This is a genomic window from Azospirillum sp. A23, from assembly GCF_042938965.1.
GTDB classification, from domain to species: domain Bacteria; phylum Pseudomonadota; class Alphaproteobacteria; order Azospirillales; family Azospirillaceae; genus Azospirillum; species Azospirillum melinis.
This window is the reverse complement of record NZ_CP170667.1, coordinates 370,041-388,078: the sequence shown is the minus strand read 5'-3', so window position 1 is coordinate 388,078 and position 18,038 is coordinate 370,041. Positions and strand designations below refer to the sequence as shown.

Genomic DNA, 18,038 nt, shown 5'->3' with positions numbered 1-18,038 from the left:
GCGATCAAGCGGCCCTGCACCAGCGGTATCCGGCCTGCGCGAATGGCGGGATCGCTGCATGAACGGAACCGTCGCCGAGGCTTGACCACGACCCGGTCCACGGACCACTCTCGCGCCACGGATGCAACCGGCGGGCGATTGGGGCGGGATATGGCGGTCCATGACTTAGTGGTGGCGGCCGGGCATTTCCGCGAAGGGCGCCGGCAGGAGGCCTACGATGCCTGCGCCGCGATTCTCGACCGGGAGCCGGAGACCGGCGACGCCTGGCAGCTCTCCGCCATCGTCCGCTTCCAGCAGGGGGCCGGCGGCGCGGCGGATGCGGTCGCGCGCCAATGCCGTGCCTGCGCCTGCGACCCGGCCCGCGCCGAATATGCCGCCAACCTCGCCGCCATGACGAAGGCCGGCGGCGACACCGGGGCGGCGATGGTCTGGCTGCGCCGCACCGCATTGCTGACCCCGGCCGATCCCACGCCGTGGCGCCGTCTGGCCGCCGCCCGCCGGCAGGCCGGCGACCGGACGGGCGCCGTCGATGCCCTCCGCGAAGCCGCCGCCCGGCATCCGCTGCGCTCCGACCTCCATGCCGAGCTCGGCGCGCTGGCCTTGCAGCAGGAGGACGGAGCCACGGCCGTGCAGGCCTTCCGCAACGCCCTCGCCCTCGCCCCCGGCGATGCCGCCGCCCTGCGCAATGCCGGTGTCGCGGCCCTGCGTTATGGCCCGGCGGAGGCATCGGTGGGCTGGCTGTCCCGGCTGCTGGCAGTCGAGCCGGACCATGAGGACGGCTTCTGCGATCTGGCCTTGGCGCTGCACCGCCGGCAGATCGCAAGCGGTGGGGCCCAGTGGCGGCTTCATGACTGGCGGCGGTTTCCGCCCGCTCCCGGCCGGCTGCGGATCTATTACCGGCTGAGCGACCGCGGGAACCCCAAGGAGAAGATCGCCGGCCCCTTCGCCTGTCTGGCCAATTTCCTCGACGTCTTCCGTCCGGCCGCCGACGAGCTGCGGGTGATCGCCGACAATTGCAGGGACGATACGGTGGAGCGGGTGGAGGCGATGCTGGCCCAGGCCGGCTGCCTCCGCCCCGGTGTAGTCCAGCGCACGGCCCTGGGCCATCACGGCTCCTTCCTGCATGCCAAGGCGCTGGCTCTGGCCGACCTGTCCGACCGCCAGCATGACCGTGACGCCATCGTCTATTTCCTGGAGGACGACTATCTGCATCTGCCGGGCGCCCGCGCCCTGCTGGCGGAGGGTCTCCAGATCGCCGATTACGTGACGCTGTACGACCATGCCGACAAGTACGCCGACCCCGCTGCCACCGGCCTGCATGGGGTGATCGCGGCCGGCGGCGAGGAAACCTGCGTGCTGCGCCGGCCGCTCAGCCATTGGAAATTCACCGCCAGCACCACCATGACTTGGGCCTGCCGGCTGTCGACGCTGCGCGAGGACAGCGCCGTCTGGGATCGCTTCCGCATCGAACGGCGGTCCATCGACTATTGCCTGCACTACACGCTGGGAGCGGCCGGCCGCTTCCTGGCCTGCCCGCTGCCGGGCCACGCCACCCATGGCGAACCGAACTGGGCCTCGCCCGGTCGCGATTGGCCTGCGCTGGCGCGGCAGACGGAGCAGCGGCTACAGCGCTAGCCGTTTCTTCAGCGCCTCGGCCCGGTTGCGGCTGACCGGCACGCGGGGGGCGCCGGGAGCGGCCATGACGAAGGCGGCGCGGCCGTCCTGCCGCTCCACCGCGCGGGCATGGCGCAGGTTGACGATGTAGCCGCGATGGGTGCGCACGAAGGACCGGGCGTCGAGCCGCGCCTCCAGTTCCGACAGGGGAAGGCCGCAGAAGAAGGCGCCGTCGGCGGTGTGGACAGTGGTGTAATGGCCGTCGGCCTGGAGATAGACGGCATCGGCCGGGTCGAGCAGCACGATCCCCTGCCCCTTCTCCACCGGCAGCTTGACCAGCGGTTCAGGCACCTGCAATGCGGGAGCTTGAGATGGCGGGATCTGCGCATCGGCGGCTGATGGCCGCGCCGCCTCCATCAGCATCAGGGCGGTGACCGCGCCACTCTCTCCCGCCGCGGTGGCAAGCGCCAGCGCGGTCGCCTTCACCACCAGCACCCGGCCGGGCAACGCCACCATCATCGAACAGGCCGATGCCGGGGCGGCGGGATCGGTGGCGGCGGCCATCAGCAGTTCCACCTTGGCGCGGTGGGAGGGAGGGTGCAGGTCGTGCAGATAGGCGCCGACCAGCCTGGCCGCGCGGTCGCCCAGCAGCCGCACCGCCGCCGGGTTCAGGGCCAGCACCCGCCGCGCGCTGTCCAGCAGCACCAGCCCGACATCCATGTTCTGCAACGCATAGTCCATGGACGCCCACTATAGCGGTGCTTGCGGCTTAACTCCCGCCTTTCCGCTTGTCGCCCTCGACCAGGGCGGTGACGACGCCGTGGAGGGTGCGCACCTCCTGCTCGGTCATCTCCATCCGCTCGAAGGCGTTGCGCAGGGTGCGGATCATCGAGGGGCGTTTCGCCTCGCTGGTGAAGAAGCCGGTACGGTCCAGCGACGCCTCCAGCCGTTCGAAGAAGTTCACCCGCTCCGCCATCGTCGCCGGGCGGGTCTGGCCGGTGTGCAGGAAGCGGTCGGGCGTGCGGTCGCCGGCCTGGAACCACTCGTAGCCGATCAGCAGCACCGCCTGGGCCAAGTTGAGCGAGGAGAAGGCCGGGTTCAGCGGCACCGTCACCAGCGTCTGGGCAAGGGTCAGGTCGTCGTTGAACAGCCCGGTGCGCTCCGGCCCGAACATCACGCCGACCTTCTGGCCGGCGGCATAGCGCTCCCGCATCTCGCCGGCCGCGACGCGCGGGGTGACGAAGCGCTGGATCATGTCGCGGGTGCGCACCGTGGTGGCGAAGACCGACTCCAGATCGGCGACCGCCTCGGCCGTCGTCTCGAAGATCTTCGCATTGTCGATGACGAGGTCGGCCCCCGACGCGGCGGCATTCGCCTTCGGGTTCGGCCAGCCGTCCCGCGGCTTGACGAGCCGGAGATCGGTCAGCCCGCAATTCAGCATCGCACGCGCGCAGGCGCCGATGTTCTCGCCGAGCTGCGGCTGCACCAGGATGACGGCCGGGCCGCCAAGGATCGATTCACGGGTGGGGTTCTGGCCGGAGGTCATGGGAACGATTGTGGTTGAACGATGAAGGGCGAAGACGGCCGGATCGCCGGCCTATTCCTGCTGCTCCGCCGGCTCCGCCTCGGCCGTCACCGGGCCGCCGTCGATGGCGGTCAGGCGCTTCTTCAGGTCGGAGACGTCGGCGAACAGGCGCTTCAGGCGGGCGAGGCCCTTGTATTGTTCGAAGGCGCGGGCGCGCGGCACGGCGGGATAGCCCATCCACACCGACTTCGGCGGGATGTTCATGCCGACACCGGAATTGGCCGCGACCACTGCGTCGCTGCCGATCTTGATGTGGTCGGCGACGCCGACCTTGCCGGCCAGAACCACGCGGTCGCCGATCACCGTGCTGCCGGCGATACCGACATGGCCGCACAGCATGCAGTTGGTGCCGACCTGGACGTTGTGGCCGATCTGGACGAGGTTGTCGATCTTGGTGCCGTTGCCGATGCGGGTGGCCGTCACCGTGCCGCGGTCGATGGTGGCGCCGGCGCCGATCTCGACATCGTCGCCCATGATCACGGTGCCGATGGAGTTCACCCGACGGATCAGCACGTTGGTGCCGACGACGCGGCCGGTGGTCTTGGCGGACTCCACGCTGCCCGGCTCCGGCGTGACGAAGCTGAAGCCGTCATTGCCGATGGCGGCGTTGGGATGGACGATGCAGCGCGCACCCATTTCCACCCGTTCGCCGATGCGGGCACCGGGATGCAGCAGGCTGCCCTCGCCGATCACCGCGTCGGCCCCGACCGTGACATGCGGCAGGATGACCACCCCGGCGCCGATGCGGGCGCGCGGGCCGACATAGGCGAAGGGGGCGATGGAGGCATCGGGCGCCACCACGGCGTCGGGCGCCACATAGGCCTGCGGCGACACCCCCGGCTCGGCATGGACCGGACGTTCGAAGATGTCGAGCATCCCCGCCATGGCGTAGCGCGGGCGCTTCACCACGATGCGGCCCTTGATCCCCTCCGGCACCTCGACCCCTTCGGCGACGACGGCGGCGACCGCCTTGCTGCCGGGCAGCAGGGCCAGCAGATCCTTGTCCATCGCCAGCGCCAGATCCTCCGGCCCTTCCGCTTCCGACGGATGGACGGCGCGGCGGATCGTGAGGGAGCCGTCGCCTTCGACAGCGGCGCCCAGCGCTTCGGCAATCTCGGTGAGGGTACGGGGGGCCTGGGTCATGATGGGACGCACCGGTGTCAGAGTCTTGCACGGGGGCCGTCCGGGCAGACGGCGCGGCGGACCCTAACACGGGCGTCCGGCGGATGGCGAGGTGTCAGAACGCGGTACCGGGCTGCGCATTCGCCGCCTGCCCGCCCTTGGCGCCCCCATTCTCCTTATCGGGCCGCAGCCAGCCCTTCACCCGCGCCTTCATCCGCCGCAGCAGCGGCTGGCGCGCCTGGACCGCATAGTATTTGCGCACCGTCTCCAGGATCTCCCAGGTTCCGGTGAAGCCCATCGGCAGCACCAGCGCGTCGCCGGCCTTGTATTCCCGCGGGGTTCCGCCCTCCGGCGTGATGATCACCCGGCCCGACAGCAGGACGCAGAACTCGTGATAGGGCCAGTCCTTCATCGCGACGAGGCCCGGCGTGCACTGCCACACCCCCGACCGGAAGCGGCTGTAGTCGCCCTCGAAGATGTTGCGGTGAATCTCCAGCGGCTGGCCGGACAGGATGGCGCCGAAGACCGCCGGCTTGCCGACCTCGTCGTCGGCGATGCGGTGGCTGTCGATGGGAATGGGGGTGTGATCCGGCATCGGCTCTCCCGGTCGGGGGTTTGAGGGAGGGGCGCAGGGCCAAAGGCCCATCAGCGCTTCTGCGCAACACTTCACCCCGCCGAAGGTTCCCGGCGGATCCGAAAAAACTTCAGCCACCCAGATTGACGATCTCCACCCGCCGGTTGGCCGCCGCCTTCGGCTGGTCGGGCAACAGCAGTTCCCGCGCGCCCATGCCGGACGCCTCCAGCCGGTCAGCGTGGATGCGGTGGCGAGACACCAGATACTCCACCACCGCCGCTGCCCGCCGCTTGGACAAAGCGAGGTTGGCCGCGTCGCCGCCGACGGCGTCGGTGTGGCCGACGATGCGGAAGCGGGTGGTGCCGGCCGTTCCCATCACCGCCGCCACCTTGTCCAGGATCTCCCGCGATTCCGGCCGGATGACGGCGGAGTTGAAGTCGAACTCGACCCGGAAGGCGGCGCGCAGTTCCGGCGCCTGCATGGCGGTCGGTCCGGGCAGCGGCGGCACCGTCACCGGTCCCGGCCGCTGACCAGAGGATGCGGCGGGGGATGTGGCCGGCGGCGGGGCGGCCGGCCGCTGCATCGCCACCGGGGGACAGTTGGGCCCGGTGGTGCCGAGCAGCGCCGCCTGGATTTCGCACTCGCTGGGATTCGGCCCCATCGGGGTCGCCGGGCCGGGCAGTCCCTGGGCGAGGCCTGCCGCCGGCAGGACCAGGCAGGCACAAACGCCGAGCATCAGGCCCAGTCGCATGGCCGCATTGCGGCTGCGCCGCATGGCCGCATTGTTCGGACCGCGGACGGTCGCTTCAAATTGCGCGTGGAACAGTCCTGCGTGCATCTGTACGATCCCGGTCCGTATCTTTCGTATAGGGCGCTTGGGAGGAAACAAGCATGAAATCGCTGAAGGCTCTGCTCGCCGGCATCGCGCTGGCCGCGCTGACGGTTCCGGCTCTGGTCGCCGGTGCGGCGAACGCTGCCGACTACAAGGCGGAGTACAAGCTTTCGACCGTTCTGGGCAAGCCCTTCCCCTGGGGTGTCGGCGGCGACCGCTGGGCCGAACTGGTCAAGGAGAAGACAGGCGGCCGCATCAACATCAAGATGTATCCCGGCACCTCGCTGGTGAACGGCGACCAGACCAAGGAGTTCACCGCGCTCCGCCAGGGCACCATCGACATGGCGGTCGGCTCCACCATCAACTGGTCGCCGCAGGTGAAGGAGTTGAACCTCTTCTCCCTGCCCTTCCTGATGCCCGACCACAAGTCGCTGGATGCCCTGACCCAGGGCGAGGTCGGCAAGAAGCTGTTCGATCTGCTCGCCACCAAGGACGTGATGCCGCTGGCCTGGGGCGAGAACGGCTTCCGCGAGATCTCCAACTCCAAGCACCCGATCCGCACGCCGGCCGACCTGAAGGGGCTGAAGATCCGCGTTGTCGGCTCGCCGCTCTACCTCGACACCTTTACGGCCCTCGGCGCCAACCCGACGCAGATGAGCTGGGCCGACGCGCAGCCGGCGCTGTCGACCGGCGCCGTCGACGGGCAGGAGAACCCGCTGGCGATCTTCGTCGCCGCCAAGCTCGCCACGCTGGGCCAGAAGAACCTGACCCTGTGGGGTTACGTCGCCGATCCGCTGATCTTCGTGGTCAACAAGGAGGTTTGGGCCAGCTGGTCGAAGGAGGATCAGGAGGCCGTGCGCGCCGCCGCCGTCCAGGCCGCAGCCGAAGAGGTCGCGATCTCCCGCAAGGGCATCACCGCCGAGGACGACAGCCTGCTGAAGGAGATCACCGCCCAGGGCGTCGAAGTCGTACGCCTGACGTCGGACCAGCAGAAGGCCTTCCAGACCGCCACCCAGCCGGTCTTCGACAAGTGGGCCAAGCAGATCGGCCCCGATCTGGTGAAGGCGGCCCAGACCGCCATCGGCGAGCGGAAATAAGCTTTAGTTCGCTTGGCGGACGGATGCGGCGCCCTGCGGGGCGCCGTTTTTCAGGACCGGTTTTTTTAGGGCCGCGAGGCACTTGCTTGTGATGCGTGCCCAGGCGGATTGCGCTACAACTCCCCCAATGCCGAATGGTTTGCGGAGCGGGCGCGTATGACGTCGGAAATGCTGCTGGCGCTGTTCAGCATCGGCGCCACCCTGCTGTTTCTGGGCATCCGCCGCGGCCTGATCCTGCGGACGGACCGGGAAATCCGCCGCTGCGGCGCCGCCCTGACCGCCGAACGCGACGCGCTGGAACTCCAGGCCAACGAGCTGGAGGCCATGCAGGCCGAAATCGAGGCGACGAAGGCAAGGCTGGTGGAGTTGTCGACCGACAAGCTGGTCCTCAACCGCCGCAGCGGCAAGCGCACCGCCGCCGCGCGCCGCTTCATCCACGAGATCGGCCGGCATGAGCCGGGGCGCAACCATTTCACCTTCCGCTTGGCGATGGCTCCGGGCTTCACCGCCCGGCCCGATGCCAAGGTGGTGGTCCACCCCGCCATCTGGCGCTTCGGGAACGAGGCGCAGGTCTGGGCCTCCGACTTTGCCGCCGCCCAGATGCTGACCCGCAACATCTTCCACGAGGGCGTGGGCGTCACCGTCTCCAGCGAGGAGGCGGACGAAGACGCTGTTGCCGGGGCCTCCGCACCATGAGCCCCGTCTGGGTTCTGGGAGCCGTCACCAGTCTGGTGATCGGCGTGCTGGCCGAGCGCATCCTCGGCATCCGCGCCCGCCGCCAGTCGGAGAAGCTGACCGCGCTGAAGGAGCGGCTGGACGTCTACGCCAACTACGCCAAGCTCGCCTCGGTCCGCCGGGTGGAGGCGGAGGAAACCCTGGCCGGCCTGCGCCGCGAGGCGGCGGAGGTGGAGGGCGAGATCCTGTCGCTGCAGTCGGCCGTCACCGACGATGCCGCCCTGACGCCGATGGAGTTCTATTGCGTCGACCGCGTCGCCCGATCCAGCGGCCCACTGTGGTATGTCGCGGTGGAGGCGCTGGAAACCACCGCCCCCTGGACCGGCATCCGCACCTATGCCGTCGCCGCCGAAAGCGCGGAAGATGCCCGCAAGCGGATCGTCGAGCGCCACCCCTCCCCCACTGCCTTCACCATCTCCCCCGCCGCCCCGCTGGTGCTGCCGGAGCGTTGAGGATGGTCGTGCCGTTGGGGCAAGGACCTGACACGACAAAGAAAAAGGGGCGCCCCACCGGAGCGCCCCTTTCCCATGAACCTGCCGTCAGGCGTTGTTCATGCGGTTGTCGATCAGGTCGGTCACCACGCCCGGATCGGCGAGCGTCGAGGTATCGCCCAGGCTGTCATGCTCGTTCGCGGCGATCTTGCGCAGGATGCGGCGCATGATCTTGCCCGAACGGGTCTTCGGCAGGCCGGGGGCCCACTGGATCAGGTCGGGCGAGGCGATCGGGCCGATCTCCTTGCGGACCCAGGCGACCAGCTCCTTGCGCAGCTCCTCGGTCGGCGTCTCGCCGGCGTTCAGAGTGACATAGGCGTAGATGCCCTGGCCCTTCAGGTCGTGCGGATAGCCGACGACCGCGGCCTCGGCGACCTTCGGGTGGGCGACCAGCGCGCTTTCGACCTCGGCGGTGCCCATGCGGTGGCCGGACACGTTGATGACGTCGTCGACGCGGCCGGTGATCCAGTAATAGCCGTCGGCGTCGCGGCGGCAGCCGTCACCGGTGAAGTACTTGCCGGCGAAGGTCGAGAAATAGGTCTGGATGAAGCGCTCGTGGTCGCCGTAGACCGTGCGCATCATGCCGGGCCAGGCATCGGCGATGCAGAGGTTGCCCTCGGTCTCGCCGTCCAGAATCTGGCCTTCGTTGTCGACGACGACCGGCTGGACGCCGAAGAAGGGCTTGGTCGCGGAGCCCGGCTTCTGGCCGATGGCGCCGACCAGCGGGCTGATCAGGATGCCGCCGGTCTCCGTCTGCCACCAGGTGTCGACGATCGGGCAGCGGGCGTCGCCGACCACATTGTAGTACCACAGCCACGCTTCCGGATTGATGGGCTCGCCGACCGAACCCAGCACGCGCAGGCTGGCGCGCGAGGTCTTCTTCACCGGGCCCTCGCCTTCACGCATCAGCGAGCGGATGGCGGTCGGGGCGGTGTAGAAGATGTTGACCTTGTGCTTGTCGATGACCTGCCAGAAGCGCGAGACATCCGGGTAGGTCGGGATGCCTTCGAACATCAGCGTGGTGGCGCCGTTGGCGAGCGGGCCATAGACGATGTAGCTGTGGCCGGTGACCCAGCCCACGTCGGCCGTGCACCAGTAGACCTCGCCGTCCTTGTAGTCGAAGACATACTGGTGGGTCATCGACGCATAGACGAGATAGCCGCCGGTGGTGTGCAGCACGCCCTTCGGCTTGCCGGTCGAGCCGGAAGTGTAGAGGATGAACAGCGGATCCTCGGCGTTCATCTCCTCCGGCGGGCAATCGGCGGAGACGCTCTCCATCTCCTCGTGGTACCAGAGGTCGCGCCCCTCGGTCCAGGCGACGTTGCCGCCGGTGTGCTTGACCACCAGCACATGCTTGACCGTCGGCGCGCCGGCCACCGCCTTGTCGGCGTTGGCCTTCAGCGGCACCTTGCGGCCACCGCGCAGACCCTCGTCGGAGGTGATGACGAAATGGCTGTCGCAGTCGACGATGCGGTCCTTCAGGCTGTCGGGCGAGAAGCCGCCGAAGACGATGGAGTGGATGGCGCCGATGCGAGTGCAGGCCAGCATCGCATAGGCGGCCTCCGGGATCATCGGCAGATAGATGGTGACGCGGTCGCCCTTCTTGACGCCGTTCTTCTTCAGCACGTTGGCGAGACGGCAGACCTTCTCGTGCAGTTCCTTGTAGGTGATGGCCTTGGAAACGCCGGGGTCGTCGCCTTCGAACAGGATCGCGGTCTGGTCGCCGCGGGTCGCCAGATGGCGGTCGATGCAGTTGGCCGACACGTTCAGCGTGCCGTCGTAGAACCAGCGGATATGGACATCGTCGTTGAAGTTGACGTCCTTCACCTTGCTGTATGGCTGGATCCAGTCGAGCCGCTTGCCCTGCTCGCCCCAGAACGCCTCGGGGTCCTTGACCGACTGCTCGTACATGCGGGCGTAGGCTTCCGCATTCACGTGGGCGGCGGCCGCGATCTCGGGCTTCACCGGAAAGAAGCTGTTGTCGGTCATGAGTGCGATTCCCCCGTGGTGCTTCCGAATTGGCCGGAAGATGATTGGAGGGCGGCGGGCCGCCGCCCGGAATTGAGCGGCATTATCCACACAAGTTGCGGGACGAACAAGCAAATCGGCCCCCGCAGGCCCCCCGACCAAAGGAGGATTGTGTCGCTGATTTTGCAGCGCGAGACTGTTTCTTCCCCAAGCATACCGAGGCATGCCAAGGCCTCCGTGACCGCGCCGCCAACCGGGCCGGAAGGGCAGCGGTCCGGCTCCGCGACCATCCGCCGCGCCGCGGCGCAGCATGCGGGGCAGCGTGCGGGGATGTCCGTCCTGTAACGGACGATCCCTTGCTTAACCCGACCTTAACCCGCCAGCAGCTATAGAGTTGCTGCATTACGGTAACGATCAGCGGCGGCAAGGATCGCAATGCCCAGCACCACGAACGCGGACGATCTTCCGAAAGCCGGCGACCGCAGCGACCGCCTCGTCGGAATGGCCGACCGCACCAGCCTGATGGCCATAGACGCCACGCTGCGCACGCTCGGCGGCCCCCTCGACGCCGTCTCGGCCGCCGGCATGGCGGACATCGCCCGCCGCATGCTGCAGGCAACCAACGACTTCCACGCGGCGATGCAGGAAGCGGCGGAGTAGGGTTTTCAGTGAAGAGCGGGGCCGTTTTCGCCCCGCTCGGCCCCTCAGGCCGGCACGCCGACCCCTGCCAGATCGCACACCCGCGCCCACTCGTCGTCGGTGACCGGGCAGACCGACAGCCGCGACTGACGCACCAGCGCCATCGACTGAAGTTCCGGATCGGCCTTGATCTGCTTCAGCGTGACGGGCGTCTTCACCGGCATCACCGGAGCCACGTCGACCATGCCGAAGCGGCCGGACTCGTCGCTGGGGTCCGGGTAATAGGTGCGGACGATCTCGACGATGCCGACGATCTCCAGCCCTTCGTTGGAATGATAGAAGAAGGCGCGGTCGCCGACCTCCATCGCCTTCAGATTGTTGGACGCCTGGTAATTGCGCACCCCGTCCCAATGGGTCCGGCCATCGGCGACCATGCGGTCCCAGGAATATTTGAACGGCTCGGATTTCACCAGCCAGTAGGCCATCGCCAGCGCTCTCCCGCTCAGGCCTTGGGGTAGACGCGGCGCCAGGGCCGGATCGTCACGCTGTCGAACAGGCCGGCCTTGGCATAGGGATCGCTGTCGGCGAACGCCTGCGCGGCGGCGGCATCGGCGCACTCGACGATCAGCAGGCTGCCGACCATGCCGCTCTGGTCGTCCGACAGCAGCGGGCCGGCGGCGAAGATGTTGGCGGCATTGGCTTCCAGATAGGCCAGATGCTCGGTACGGTTGGCGGCGCGGACATCGGCGGCACCCGCCTTGTCGACGCAATGGAACATGAACAGCATGCGGTTCGCTCCTTCACACGGTGGAGCGGGAGCCTAGATCGGATCGCGAAAAATCGGAATCGATTTGAAGCGTAAAGCCGATCGCAAAAATTTGAACACAGGGGAAGCCGGGGGAAAGCGCCGGCTGACGCTTCACGCCACCACGCGCGGGCGGCGCGGCGGCGCCTTGCCGCCCTTGCAGGGGGAATAGCCGCCGGGGGCGATGCGGCCCAGGCTGATGCCGGTGCGCCCGACCTCGCCGAAGCCGCCCAGCCCCATCTCCAGCGCCGCGGCCAACGCGATGCGACCGCAGGCCTCGGCGTCGCTGCCGGCATGGTGGTGGTGAAGCGCGATCCCCAGGAAATCGGCCAGATGGTTCAGGCGGTGTCCGGTCAGGGTCGGCCAGGCCCGGCGCGCCATCATGACGGTGCAGAGATAGTCGCAGGCCGGCCAGTCCAGCCCATAGTCGGTCAGGGTATGGCGCAGCACGCTGACGTCGAAGGCGGCGTTGTGGGCCAGGATCAGCCGGCCTTGCACCCGCTCCCGGAGGGCCGCCCACACCTCCGGGAATTCGGGCGCGTCGGCCACGTCCTCTTCCCGGATGCCGTGGATAGCGCTGTTGAAGGGGTTGAAGCGCGGTTCGCGCGGGCGGATCAGATGCTCTTCCGTCCCGGTCACGCGGCCGTTCTCGATCCAGGCGACGCCGATGGAGCAGGCGCTGGTGCGGGTCTCGTTGGCGGTTTCGAAATCGATGGCGACGGCATGGCCGGAAATGACGGTCATTGAGGTCCGATTTGTTGGCGGTTCAAATCGCCGGCAGGTCAGAGGCGGAGAATGCCGGCGAGATCCTCGGGCAGCGCGTCTTCCGCCGCCAGCACCCGCAGCTTCAGCAGGCTGGCCACCGCCATGGCGTCGGTGATGGCGCCGGCCAGCACCATGTCGATCACCTCGGCGAAGGGCACGCGGCGCAGTGCCAGCACCTCGGTCTCGTCGGGGGCGGACTCGCCCTGCTCCATATCCCAGGCGACGAAGGTGTGGGCCACCTCGTCGGTGATGCAGTTGGACAGGTGCAGCGTCATCAGCGGCATCCAGCGCCGCGCCGTCAGGCCGGTTTCCTCGCGCAGCTCGCGCGCGGCGGATTCCTGCGGCTCGACGCCCTTGCGCCCGCCGCCCTCGGGGATTTCCCAGCTGTACTGCTTCAACGGGAAGCGGTACTGGCCGACCAGGGTCACCGTGCCGTCGGCATGGACCGGCACCACGCCGGTGGCAAGACTGCGGGGATGAACGACGCCGTAGATGCCGGGAGAGCCTTTCGGGGTCAGAACCTTGTGTTCGACCACCTCCATCCAGGCATTCTCATATTTCGTCGTGCTGGTCAGCACGGTCCAGGGATTGCCGGTGGACTCACCGGTTTCGATCGGCACGCGAAGCCCCCTTCGTCGGTTGCGACGGGAGTATAGGGAGGCGCCCCGGTTGCCGCAATGGCCGCACAGAGCGGGTGGACAGACAAAAACCGGTAAAATTTACCGACAATTGGCGAAAACGAAGTCGAAATCGTTAAATAATGGTTTCTTGACAGACAAATCAGGCCAACCTACTTCTAAATCACGGTACCGAATGTCGTGACTATACCCAAAAGTGGTAGATCGGTGATTCGCCGCTTGACCTGGAAAGGGCAGATGCGTGGTGCCGCAGATCAGTCCGCAGGATTTGGAGAGGTGGCGTAACCCCGACTGGCGCATCCGTTTGGCTGCGTGGTGGGAGGGTTACGACCTGTCCCGCCTGCCCCGCATTTCGAACCGGGCCGACCCACGCGCTCTGGCGGGCCGCCGGCAGCCCGGCCCGGTCGATGCGGTCGGCAGCGCCACACCTCCAGCGCCGTCGGGCGCAAGCGCGCTGCCGGCCCCGCCCACCGGCAACCCGGAACTGGACCGGCTGGCGTTGATGCAACTCGACCGTCACGGCGAGCCGGTCTGGTCGCCGGCGCGCAGCGAGGGGGCGCAGCTTCTGTGGGGCCAGGACATGACCGGGCCGGAGGAAGCGGCGTGGATGGTCGATTCCGTCCGGTCCTTCGGGCTGAACCCGGCCAAGAGCGTGCTGGACCTGTCGGCCGGCCTGGGCGGCACTGCCCGCGCGCTGGTGCAAAGCTGCGACACCTGGGTGACCGGGCTGGAGTCGTCGCCGCTGCTGGCGAAGCTGGCGATGGACCGGTCGAAGGCGCTGGGCCTGTCGAAGAAGGCACCCATCGCCCATTACGACCCGGAGCATTTCAACCAGGCCGGCAGCTTCGACCTCGTGATGGCCGACCGCATCCTCCACCGTGTGCGCGACAAGGACCTGTTCCTCGACCGGCTCGGCGACTGCGTGAAACCCAAGGGCGGCATCGCCCTGTACGACTATGTGATCGACGGCACCCCCGGCTCCTGGGACAGCTGGAACGGCTGGCGGGAGGAGGAGCCGATGGAGGTCTATCCCTGGACCGCCACCCGCATGGCCGACGAACTGACCCAGCGCAACCTCGACCTCCGCATTTCGGAGGATCTGACCCAGCTGCACCGCCGCCACATCATCGACCGCGTGCGCAAGCTGGCCGACACGTTGGCTGCCGCCGCGCCGCCGGCACCGGTGCTGGCCGCGCTGAAGCGCGAACTGGCACTGTGGTGGGCACGGTTGCGGGTGCTGGGCAGCGGGTTGCGTTTCGTCCGCTACGTGGCGATGAAGCCCACCTGACGAAGCCCGCGCCATAGGATGGCGTGAGGGCAGCTCAGCGGATCAGCCCGATGCGGTCTAGCCGCAGGGCCGCCGGCCAGTGGGCCGGTTCGTCCAGCGCGGACGGATCGACGGAGAAATGCCGCAGGTCGGCCCGGCCGATGAGGTTTTCGGCGGGAACGAAGCCGACGCCGCCGGCCGTTGCCGCAACCCGGCTGTCCAGAGAATTGCTGCGGTTGTCACCCAACATGAAGTAATGGCCATCCGGCACCCGAAGCGACGGGGTATCGTCCAGGCCATCGCGCCCGGCCACATGCAGGACCCGGTGCGTCGGACCACCCGGCAGATGCTCCACATATTGCGGGATGGTCCGGCGGGCACCGTCGGTTCCTGTCTCGACGAAATCCTCCAGGCGCTCCAGCGCCGCCGGCTGGCCGTTCACATGCAGAACGCCGTCCCGCATCTGCACCACGTCGCCCGGCAGCCCGACGAGCCGCTTCACATAGACCTGCTCCGGGTCGCGCGGCAGACGGAAGACGACGATGTCGCCACGCTCCGGCGCATGGCCCAGCACCCGCCCGGCGATGGGAAGCGCGTCGAGCGGGAAGGAATAGCGGCTGTATCCGTAGGGAAACTTGCTGGCGAACAGGAAATCGCCGACCTCCAGCGTCGGCTCCATCGATCCCGACGGGACGTGGAAGGGCTGCGCCACCACCGAGCGGGCCCCAAGCGCCAGCAGCCCCGCGACCGTGACTGTGCGGACCATATCCCAAAGACCGCCTTTTTCCGTCACCGCCCGCCTCCGTGCCAGGGTCATCGCCGTTAGACTAGCCGGGCCGGACCCTCGCTGAAAGCCATATGCAATTCCGGACAGCATAAAACTTTGTAATGTATGGACCACTGCACCGTAATCGTTTCCAGTATCCAGACGCACGCCAAGTCCTGCCCAGTGGATTGGACTTCCACCTCGTCTTGCGGCAGGGGTCATCCGGTGCGTTGATAGACCGGCCTCGCGCCCTACATCTTGGCTGTATGGCGCGTCCTGTCCGGCGGCCTTCCAGTCCATCCGACGAGAAGCATCTTCCCCCAGGCATCCGTCCCGGTGCCCGCCCGAACCGAAAGCCACGATCCGGACTGCCGGGTCCAAAAGCCACAGAAGCCAAGGAGTCTTTCCCGTGACCACCTTCACCGGTCAAGATTCGCTCAAGACCCGCCGCTCGCTCAGCGCGGGCGGCAAGAGCTACGACTATTTCAGCCTGAAGGCCGCCGAGGAGGCGGGTCTCGGCGATCTGTCGCGGCTGCCGTTCTCGATGAAGGTGCTGCTGGAAAACCTGCTGCGGTTCGAGGATGGGCGCACCGTCTCCGTCGACGACGTGAAGGCGGTGGCCCAATGGCTGGTCGACAAACGCTCCGACCGTGAAATCGCCTATCGCCCGGCCCGCGTGCTGATGCAGGACTTCACCGGCGTGCCGGCGGTCTGCGATCTGGCGGCGATGCGCGAGGCAATGGCGTCGCTGGGCGGCGACCCGACCAAGATCAACCCGCTGGTGCCGGTCGATCTGGTCATCGACCATTCGGTGATGGTCGATTACTTCGGCGGCGCCGACGCCTTCCAGAAGAACGTCGATCTGGAGTTCGAGCGCAACCTGGAACGCTACGAGTTCCTGCGTTGGGGCCAGAAGGCCTTCGACAACTTCCGCGTGGTGCCGCCGGGCACCGGCATCTGTCATCAGGTCAACACCGAATATCTCGCGCAGGTCGTGTGGACCGACGGCGACCCGTCGGGCAAGCCGGTGGCCTATCCCGACACGCTGGTCGGCACCGACAGTCACACCACCATGGTCAACGGCCTGTCCGTGCTGGGCTGGGGCGTCGGCGGCATCGAGGCGGAAGCCGCGATGCTGGGCCAGCCGATCTCCATGCTGATCCCGGAGGTCGTCGGCTTCAAGCTGACCGGCCGGCTGAAGGAGGGCATGACCGCCACCGATCTGGTGCTGACCGTCACCCAGATGCTGCGCAGGAAGGGCGTGGTCGGCAAGTTCGTGGAGTTCTTCGGGCCGGGCCTGGACAGCATGACGCTGCCCGACCGCGCCACCATCGGCAACATGGCGCCGGAATACGGCGCCACCTGCGGCATCTTCCCCATCGACGCCGAGACCATCCGCTACCTGACCTTCACCGGGCGTGACCCCGACCGCGTGGCGCTGGTCGAAGCCTATGCCAAGGCCCAGGGCATGTGGCGCGAGCCGAACAGCCCCGACCCGGTCTTCACCGACGTGCTCGAACTGGACATGGGCACGGTGGAGCCGTCGCTGGCCGGTCCGAAGCGCCCGCAGGACCGCGTGCCGCTGTCGGCGGTGGCGCAGGGCTTCGCCAGGGACATGACCGAGGCCTACAAGGCCGACGATCCCAGGAAGGCTGTTGCGGTGAAGGGCGCCGACTACAGCTTGGAACAGGGCGCCGTCGTCATCGCCGCCATCACCTCCTGCACCAACACCTCCAACCCGGCGGTGCTGATCGCCGCCGGCCTGCTGGCCAAAAAGGCGGTCGAAAAGGGGCTGAAGCAAAAGCCGTGGGTCAAGACCTCGCTGGCGCCGGGCTCCCAGGTGGTCACCGACTATCTCGCCAAGGCCGGGCTGCAGCCTTACCTCGACCGCATCGGCTTCAACATCGTCGGCTATGGCTGCACCACCTGCATCGGCAATTCCGGCCCGCTGCCCGACGCCATCGCCGCGGCGGTGGAGGACGGCAACCTCGTGGTCGGCGCCGTGCTGTCGGGCAACCGCAACTTCGAAGGCCGCGTCAACCCGCACACCCGCGCCAACTACCTCGCCTCGCCGCCGCTCTGCGTCGCCTATGCGCTGGCCGGCAATCTGAACATCGACCTGACCACCGATCCGCTGGGCACCGGAACCGACGGCCAGCCGGTCTATCTGAAGGACGTCTGGCCGAGCAACCGCGAGGTGCAGGACGCCATCGACGCCTCGCTGACCGCCGAGATGTTCCGCAGCCGCTATTCCGACGTGTTCAAGGGGCCGGAACAGTGGCAGGCCATCGCCACGGCGGAGGGCCAGACCTACCAGTGGCAGGACGGCTCCACCTATGTGAAGCTGCCGCCCTTCTTCACCGGCCTGACCAAGACGCCGGACCCGGTGTCGGACGTGCGCGGCGCGCGGGCGCTGGCGGTGCTGGGCGATTCCATCACCACCGACCACATCTCCCCCGCCGGCTCGATCAAGAAGACCAGCCCGGCCGGCGAGTATCTGCTGAGCTATCAGGTCCGTCCGCAGGACTTCAACAGCTACGGCGCCCGCCGCGGCAACCATGAAGTCATGATGCGCGGCACCTTCGCCAACATCCGCATCCGCAACGAACTGATCCCCGGCGTGGAGGGCGGCGAGACCAGGCATTACCCGTCGGGCGAACGGCTGCCGATCTACACCGCCGCCATGCGCTACGCCGACGAAGGCGTGCCGCTGGTGGTGGTCGCCGGCAAGGAATACGGCACGGGATCGAGCCGCGACTGGGCGGCGAAGGGCACCCGCCTGCTCGGCATCCGTGCGGTGATCGCCGAGAGCTTCGAGCGCATCCACCGCTCCAACCTCGTCGGGATGGGCATCCTGCCCTTGCAGTTCAAGGACGGCCTGACCCGCAACGACCTGAAGCTGGACGGGTCGGAACGCTTCGACATCGCCGGCATTGAACAGGATCTGCGCCCACGCAAGGACGTCACCCTGACCCTGACCCGCGCCGACGGCACGGTGGAGACCCACCCGCTGCTGCTGCGCATCGATACGCTGGACGAGGTGGAGTATTACCGGAATGGCGGCGTGCTGAACTTCGTGCTGCGCAATCTGGCGAAGTAAGGCTGCCGGAGTTCGGATGGGACAAGGGCCGCTTCCCGGT

General features: G+C 67.9%; 18 protein-coding genes. 7 read left to right on the top strand and 11 right to left on the bottom strand.

Annotated features, from left to right (window positions below; genetic code table 11):
- Positions 1-150 precede the first annotated feature (150 nt).
- Positions 151-1,635: a hypothetical protein gene (locus ABNQ40_RS19160; protein WP_109047972.1), complete on the top strand. Its 1,485-nt coding sequence runs from the start codon at positions 151-153 to the stop codon at positions 1,633-1,635.
- Here ABNQ40_RS19160 and ABNQ40_RS19155 read toward each other — a convergent pair.
- From ABNQ40_RS19155 to ABNQ40_RS19135, 5 genes are all read right to left on the bottom strand, one after another.
- Positions 1,624-2,355 carry a LytTR family DNA-binding domain-containing protein gene (locus ABNQ40_RS19155; protein WP_109047973.1) on the bottom strand — a complete coding sequence of 244 codons (732 nt, stop codon included), beginning with the start codon at positions 2,353-2,355 and terminating at the stop codon, positions 1,624-1,626. The genes ABNQ40_RS19160 and ABNQ40_RS19155 overlap by 12 nt on opposite strands.
- A gap of 28 nt (positions 2,356-2,383) precedes the next feature.
- On the bottom strand, positions 2,384-3,160 hold the full coding sequence (locus ABNQ40_RS19150) for an RNA methyltransferase (protein ID WP_109047974.1): 777 nt from the start codon (positions 3,158-3,160) through the stop codon (positions 2,384-2,386).
- Between the two features lie 51 nt (positions 3,161-3,211).
- Positions 3,212-4,342: a UDP-3-O-(3-hydroxymyristoyl)glucosamine N-acyltransferase gene (lpxD, locus tag ABNQ40_RS19145; protein WP_109047975.1), complete on the bottom strand. Its 1,131-nt coding sequence runs from the start codon at positions 4,340-4,342 to the stop codon at positions 3,212-3,214.
- Between the two features lie 94 nt (positions 4,343-4,436).
- A complete protein-coding gene (locus ABNQ40_RS19140) occupies positions 4,437-4,916 on the bottom strand; it encodes a cupin domain-containing protein (protein ID WP_109047976.1) in 480 nt (159 codons plus the stop codon).
- Between the two features lie 109 nt (positions 4,917-5,025).
- Positions 5,026-5,733, bottom strand: coding sequence for an OmpA family protein (locus ABNQ40_RS19135; protein ID WP_109047977.1), 708 nt, complete (start codon positions 5,731-5,733; stop codon positions 5,026-5,028).
- Between the two features lie 53 nt (positions 5,734-5,786).
- On the opposite strand from ABNQ40_RS19135, the gene ABNQ40_RS19130 reads away from it, so the two are divergent.
- The 3 genes from ABNQ40_RS19130 to ABNQ40_RS19120 all read left to right on the top strand — a co-directional run bounded on the left by ABNQ40_RS19130 (position 5,787) and on the right by ABNQ40_RS19120 (position 8,011).
- Positions 5,787-6,824: a DctP family TRAP transporter solute-binding subunit gene (locus ABNQ40_RS19130; protein ID WP_109047978.1), complete on the top strand. Its 1,038-nt coding sequence runs from the start codon at positions 5,787-5,789 to the stop codon at positions 6,822-6,824.
- Positions 6,825-6,980: 156 nt separating this feature from the next.
- Positions 6,981-7,520 carry a hypothetical protein gene (locus ABNQ40_RS19125; RefSeq protein ID WP_109047979.1) on the top strand — a complete coding sequence of 180 codons (540 nt, stop codon included), beginning with the start codon at positions 6,981-6,983 and terminating at the stop codon, positions 7,518-7,520.
- Positions 7,517-8,011 carry a hypothetical protein gene (locus tag ABNQ40_RS19120; protein ID WP_109047980.1) on the top strand — a complete coding sequence of 165 codons (495 nt, stop codon included), beginning with the start codon at positions 7,517-7,519 and terminating at the stop codon, positions 8,009-8,011. Before ABNQ40_RS19125 ends, ABNQ40_RS19120 begins: the two co-directional genes overlap by 4 nt.
- A gap of 87 nt (positions 8,012-8,098) precedes the next feature.
- Here ABNQ40_RS19120 and acs read toward each other — a convergent pair whose 3' ends face one another.
- The gene (gene acs / locus ABNQ40_RS19115) at positions 8,099-10,039 is read right to left on the bottom strand and encodes an acetate--CoA ligase (protein ID WP_109047981.1); all 1,941 of its coding nucleotides are present in this window, start codon (positions 10,037-10,039) and stop codon (positions 8,099-8,101) included.
- 414 nt (positions 10,040-10,453) lie between these two features.
- Here acs and ABNQ40_RS19110 point away from each other — a divergent pair, with 414 nt between their 5' ends.
- Positions 10,454-10,678 (top strand): hypothetical protein, encoded by a 225-nt coding sequence (locus tag ABNQ40_RS19110; protein WP_109047982.1) that lies wholly within the window; start codon positions 10,454-10,456, stop codon positions 10,676-10,678.
- A 44-nt stretch (positions 10,679-10,722) separates the two neighbouring features.
- Here the strand turns inward: ABNQ40_RS19110 and ABNQ40_RS19105 are convergent, their stop codons facing one another.
- From ABNQ40_RS19105 to ABNQ40_RS19090, 4 genes are all read right to left on the bottom strand, one after another.
- Positions 10,723-11,142 (bottom strand): EVE domain-containing protein, encoded by a 420-nt coding sequence (locus ABNQ40_RS19105; RefSeq protein WP_109047983.1) that lies wholly within the window; start codon positions 11,140-11,142, stop codon positions 10,723-10,725.
- A 17-nt stretch (positions 11,143-11,159) separates the two neighbouring features.
- Positions 11,160-11,444, bottom strand: a complete 285-nt coding sequence (locus ABNQ40_RS19100; RefSeq protein ID WP_109047984.1) for a YciI family protein — start codon at positions 11,442-11,444, stop codon at positions 11,160-11,162.
- A 132-nt stretch (positions 11,445-11,576) separates the two neighbouring features.
- Positions 11,577-12,206 (bottom strand): 3'-5' exonuclease, encoded by a 630-nt coding sequence (locus ABNQ40_RS19095; RefSeq protein WP_109047985.1) that lies wholly within the window; start codon positions 12,204-12,206, stop codon positions 11,577-11,579.
- Between the two features lie 38 nt (positions 12,207-12,244).
- Positions 12,245-12,847 (bottom strand): NUDIX hydrolase, encoded by a 603-nt coding sequence (locus tag ABNQ40_RS19090; RefSeq protein WP_109047986.1) that lies wholly within the window; start codon positions 12,845-12,847, stop codon positions 12,245-12,247.
- Between the two features lie 262 nt (positions 12,848-13,109).
- Here ABNQ40_RS19090 and ABNQ40_RS19085 point away from each other — a divergent pair, with 262 nt between their 5' ends.
- On the top strand, positions 13,110-14,153 hold the full coding sequence (locus tag ABNQ40_RS19085; RefSeq protein WP_247879571.1) for a cyclopropane-fatty-acyl-phospholipid synthase family protein: 1,044 nt from the start codon (positions 13,110-13,112) through the stop codon (positions 14,151-14,153).
- A 34-nt stretch (positions 14,154-14,187) separates the two neighbouring features.
- On the opposite strand, the gene lepB is transcribed toward ABNQ40_RS19085, so the two are convergent.
- Positions 14,188-14,898, bottom strand: a complete 711-nt coding sequence (lepB, locus tag ABNQ40_RS19080) for a signal peptidase I (protein ID WP_247879572.1) — start codon at positions 14,896-14,898, stop codon at positions 14,188-14,190.
- Between the two features lie 409 nt (positions 14,899-15,307).
- Here lepB and acnA point away from each other — a divergent pair, with 409 nt between their 5' ends.
- Positions 15,308-17,998, top strand: coding sequence for an aconitate hydratase AcnA (acnA, locus tag ABNQ40_RS19075; protein WP_109047988.1), 2,691 nt, complete (start codon positions 15,308-15,310; stop codon positions 17,996-17,998).
- Positions 17,999-18,038 lie beyond the last annotated feature (40 nt).

Coding starts and splice junctions, on each gene's coding strand:
- ABNQ40_RS19160 (WP_109047972.1), top strand. CDS start 151: ATGGCGGTCCATGACTTAGTGGTGGCGGCCGGGCATTTCCGCGAAGGG.
- ABNQ40_RS19155 (WP_109047973.1), bottom strand. CDS start 2,355: ATGGACTATGCGTTGCAGAACATGGATGTCGGGCTGGTGCTGCTGGAC.
- ABNQ40_RS19150 (WP_109047974.1), bottom strand. CDS start 3,160: ATGACCTCCGGCCAGAACCCCACCCGTGAATCGATCCTTGGCGGCCCG.
- lpxD (WP_109047975.1), bottom strand. CDS start 4,342: ATGACCCAGGCCCCCCGTACCCTCACCGAGATTGCCGAAGCGCTGGGC.
- ABNQ40_RS19140 (WP_109047976.1), bottom strand. CDS start 4,916: ATGCCGGATCACACCCCCATTCCCATCGACAGCCACCGCATCGCCGAC.
- ABNQ40_RS19135 (WP_109047977.1), bottom strand. CDS start 5,733: ATGCACGCAGGACTGTTCCACGCGCAATTTGAAGCGACCGTCCGCGGT.
- ABNQ40_RS19130 (WP_109047978.1), top strand. CDS start 5,787: ATGAAATCGCTGAAGGCTCTGCTCGCCGGCATCGCGCTGGCCGCGCTG.
- ABNQ40_RS19125 (WP_109047979.1), top strand. CDS start 6,981: ATGACGTCGGAAATGCTGCTGGCGCTGTTCAGCATCGGCGCCACCCTG.
- ABNQ40_RS19120 (WP_109047980.1), top strand. CDS start 7,517: ATGAGCCCCGTCTGGGTTCTGGGAGCCGTCACCAGTCTGGTGATCGGC.
- acs (WP_109047981.1), bottom strand. CDS start 10,039: ATGACCGACAACAGCTTCTTTCCGGTGAAGCCCGAGATCGCGGCCGCC.
- ABNQ40_RS19110 (WP_109047982.1), top strand. CDS start 10,454: ATGCCCAGCACCACGAACGCGGACGATCTTCCGAAAGCCGGCGACCGC.
- ABNQ40_RS19105 (WP_109047983.1), bottom strand. CDS start 11,142: ATGGCCTACTGGCTGGTGAAATCCGAGCCGTTCAAATATTCCTGGGAC.
- ABNQ40_RS19100 (WP_109047984.1), bottom strand. CDS start 11,444: ATGCTGTTCATGTTCCATTGCGTCGACAAGGCGGGTGCCGCCGATGTC.
- ABNQ40_RS19095 (WP_109047985.1), bottom strand. CDS start 12,206: ATGACCGTCATTTCCGGCCATGCCGTCGCCATCGATTTCGAAACCGCC.
- lepB (WP_247879572.1), bottom strand. CDS start 14,898: ATGGTCCGCACAGTCACGGTCGCGGGGCTGCTGGCGCTTGGGGCCCGC.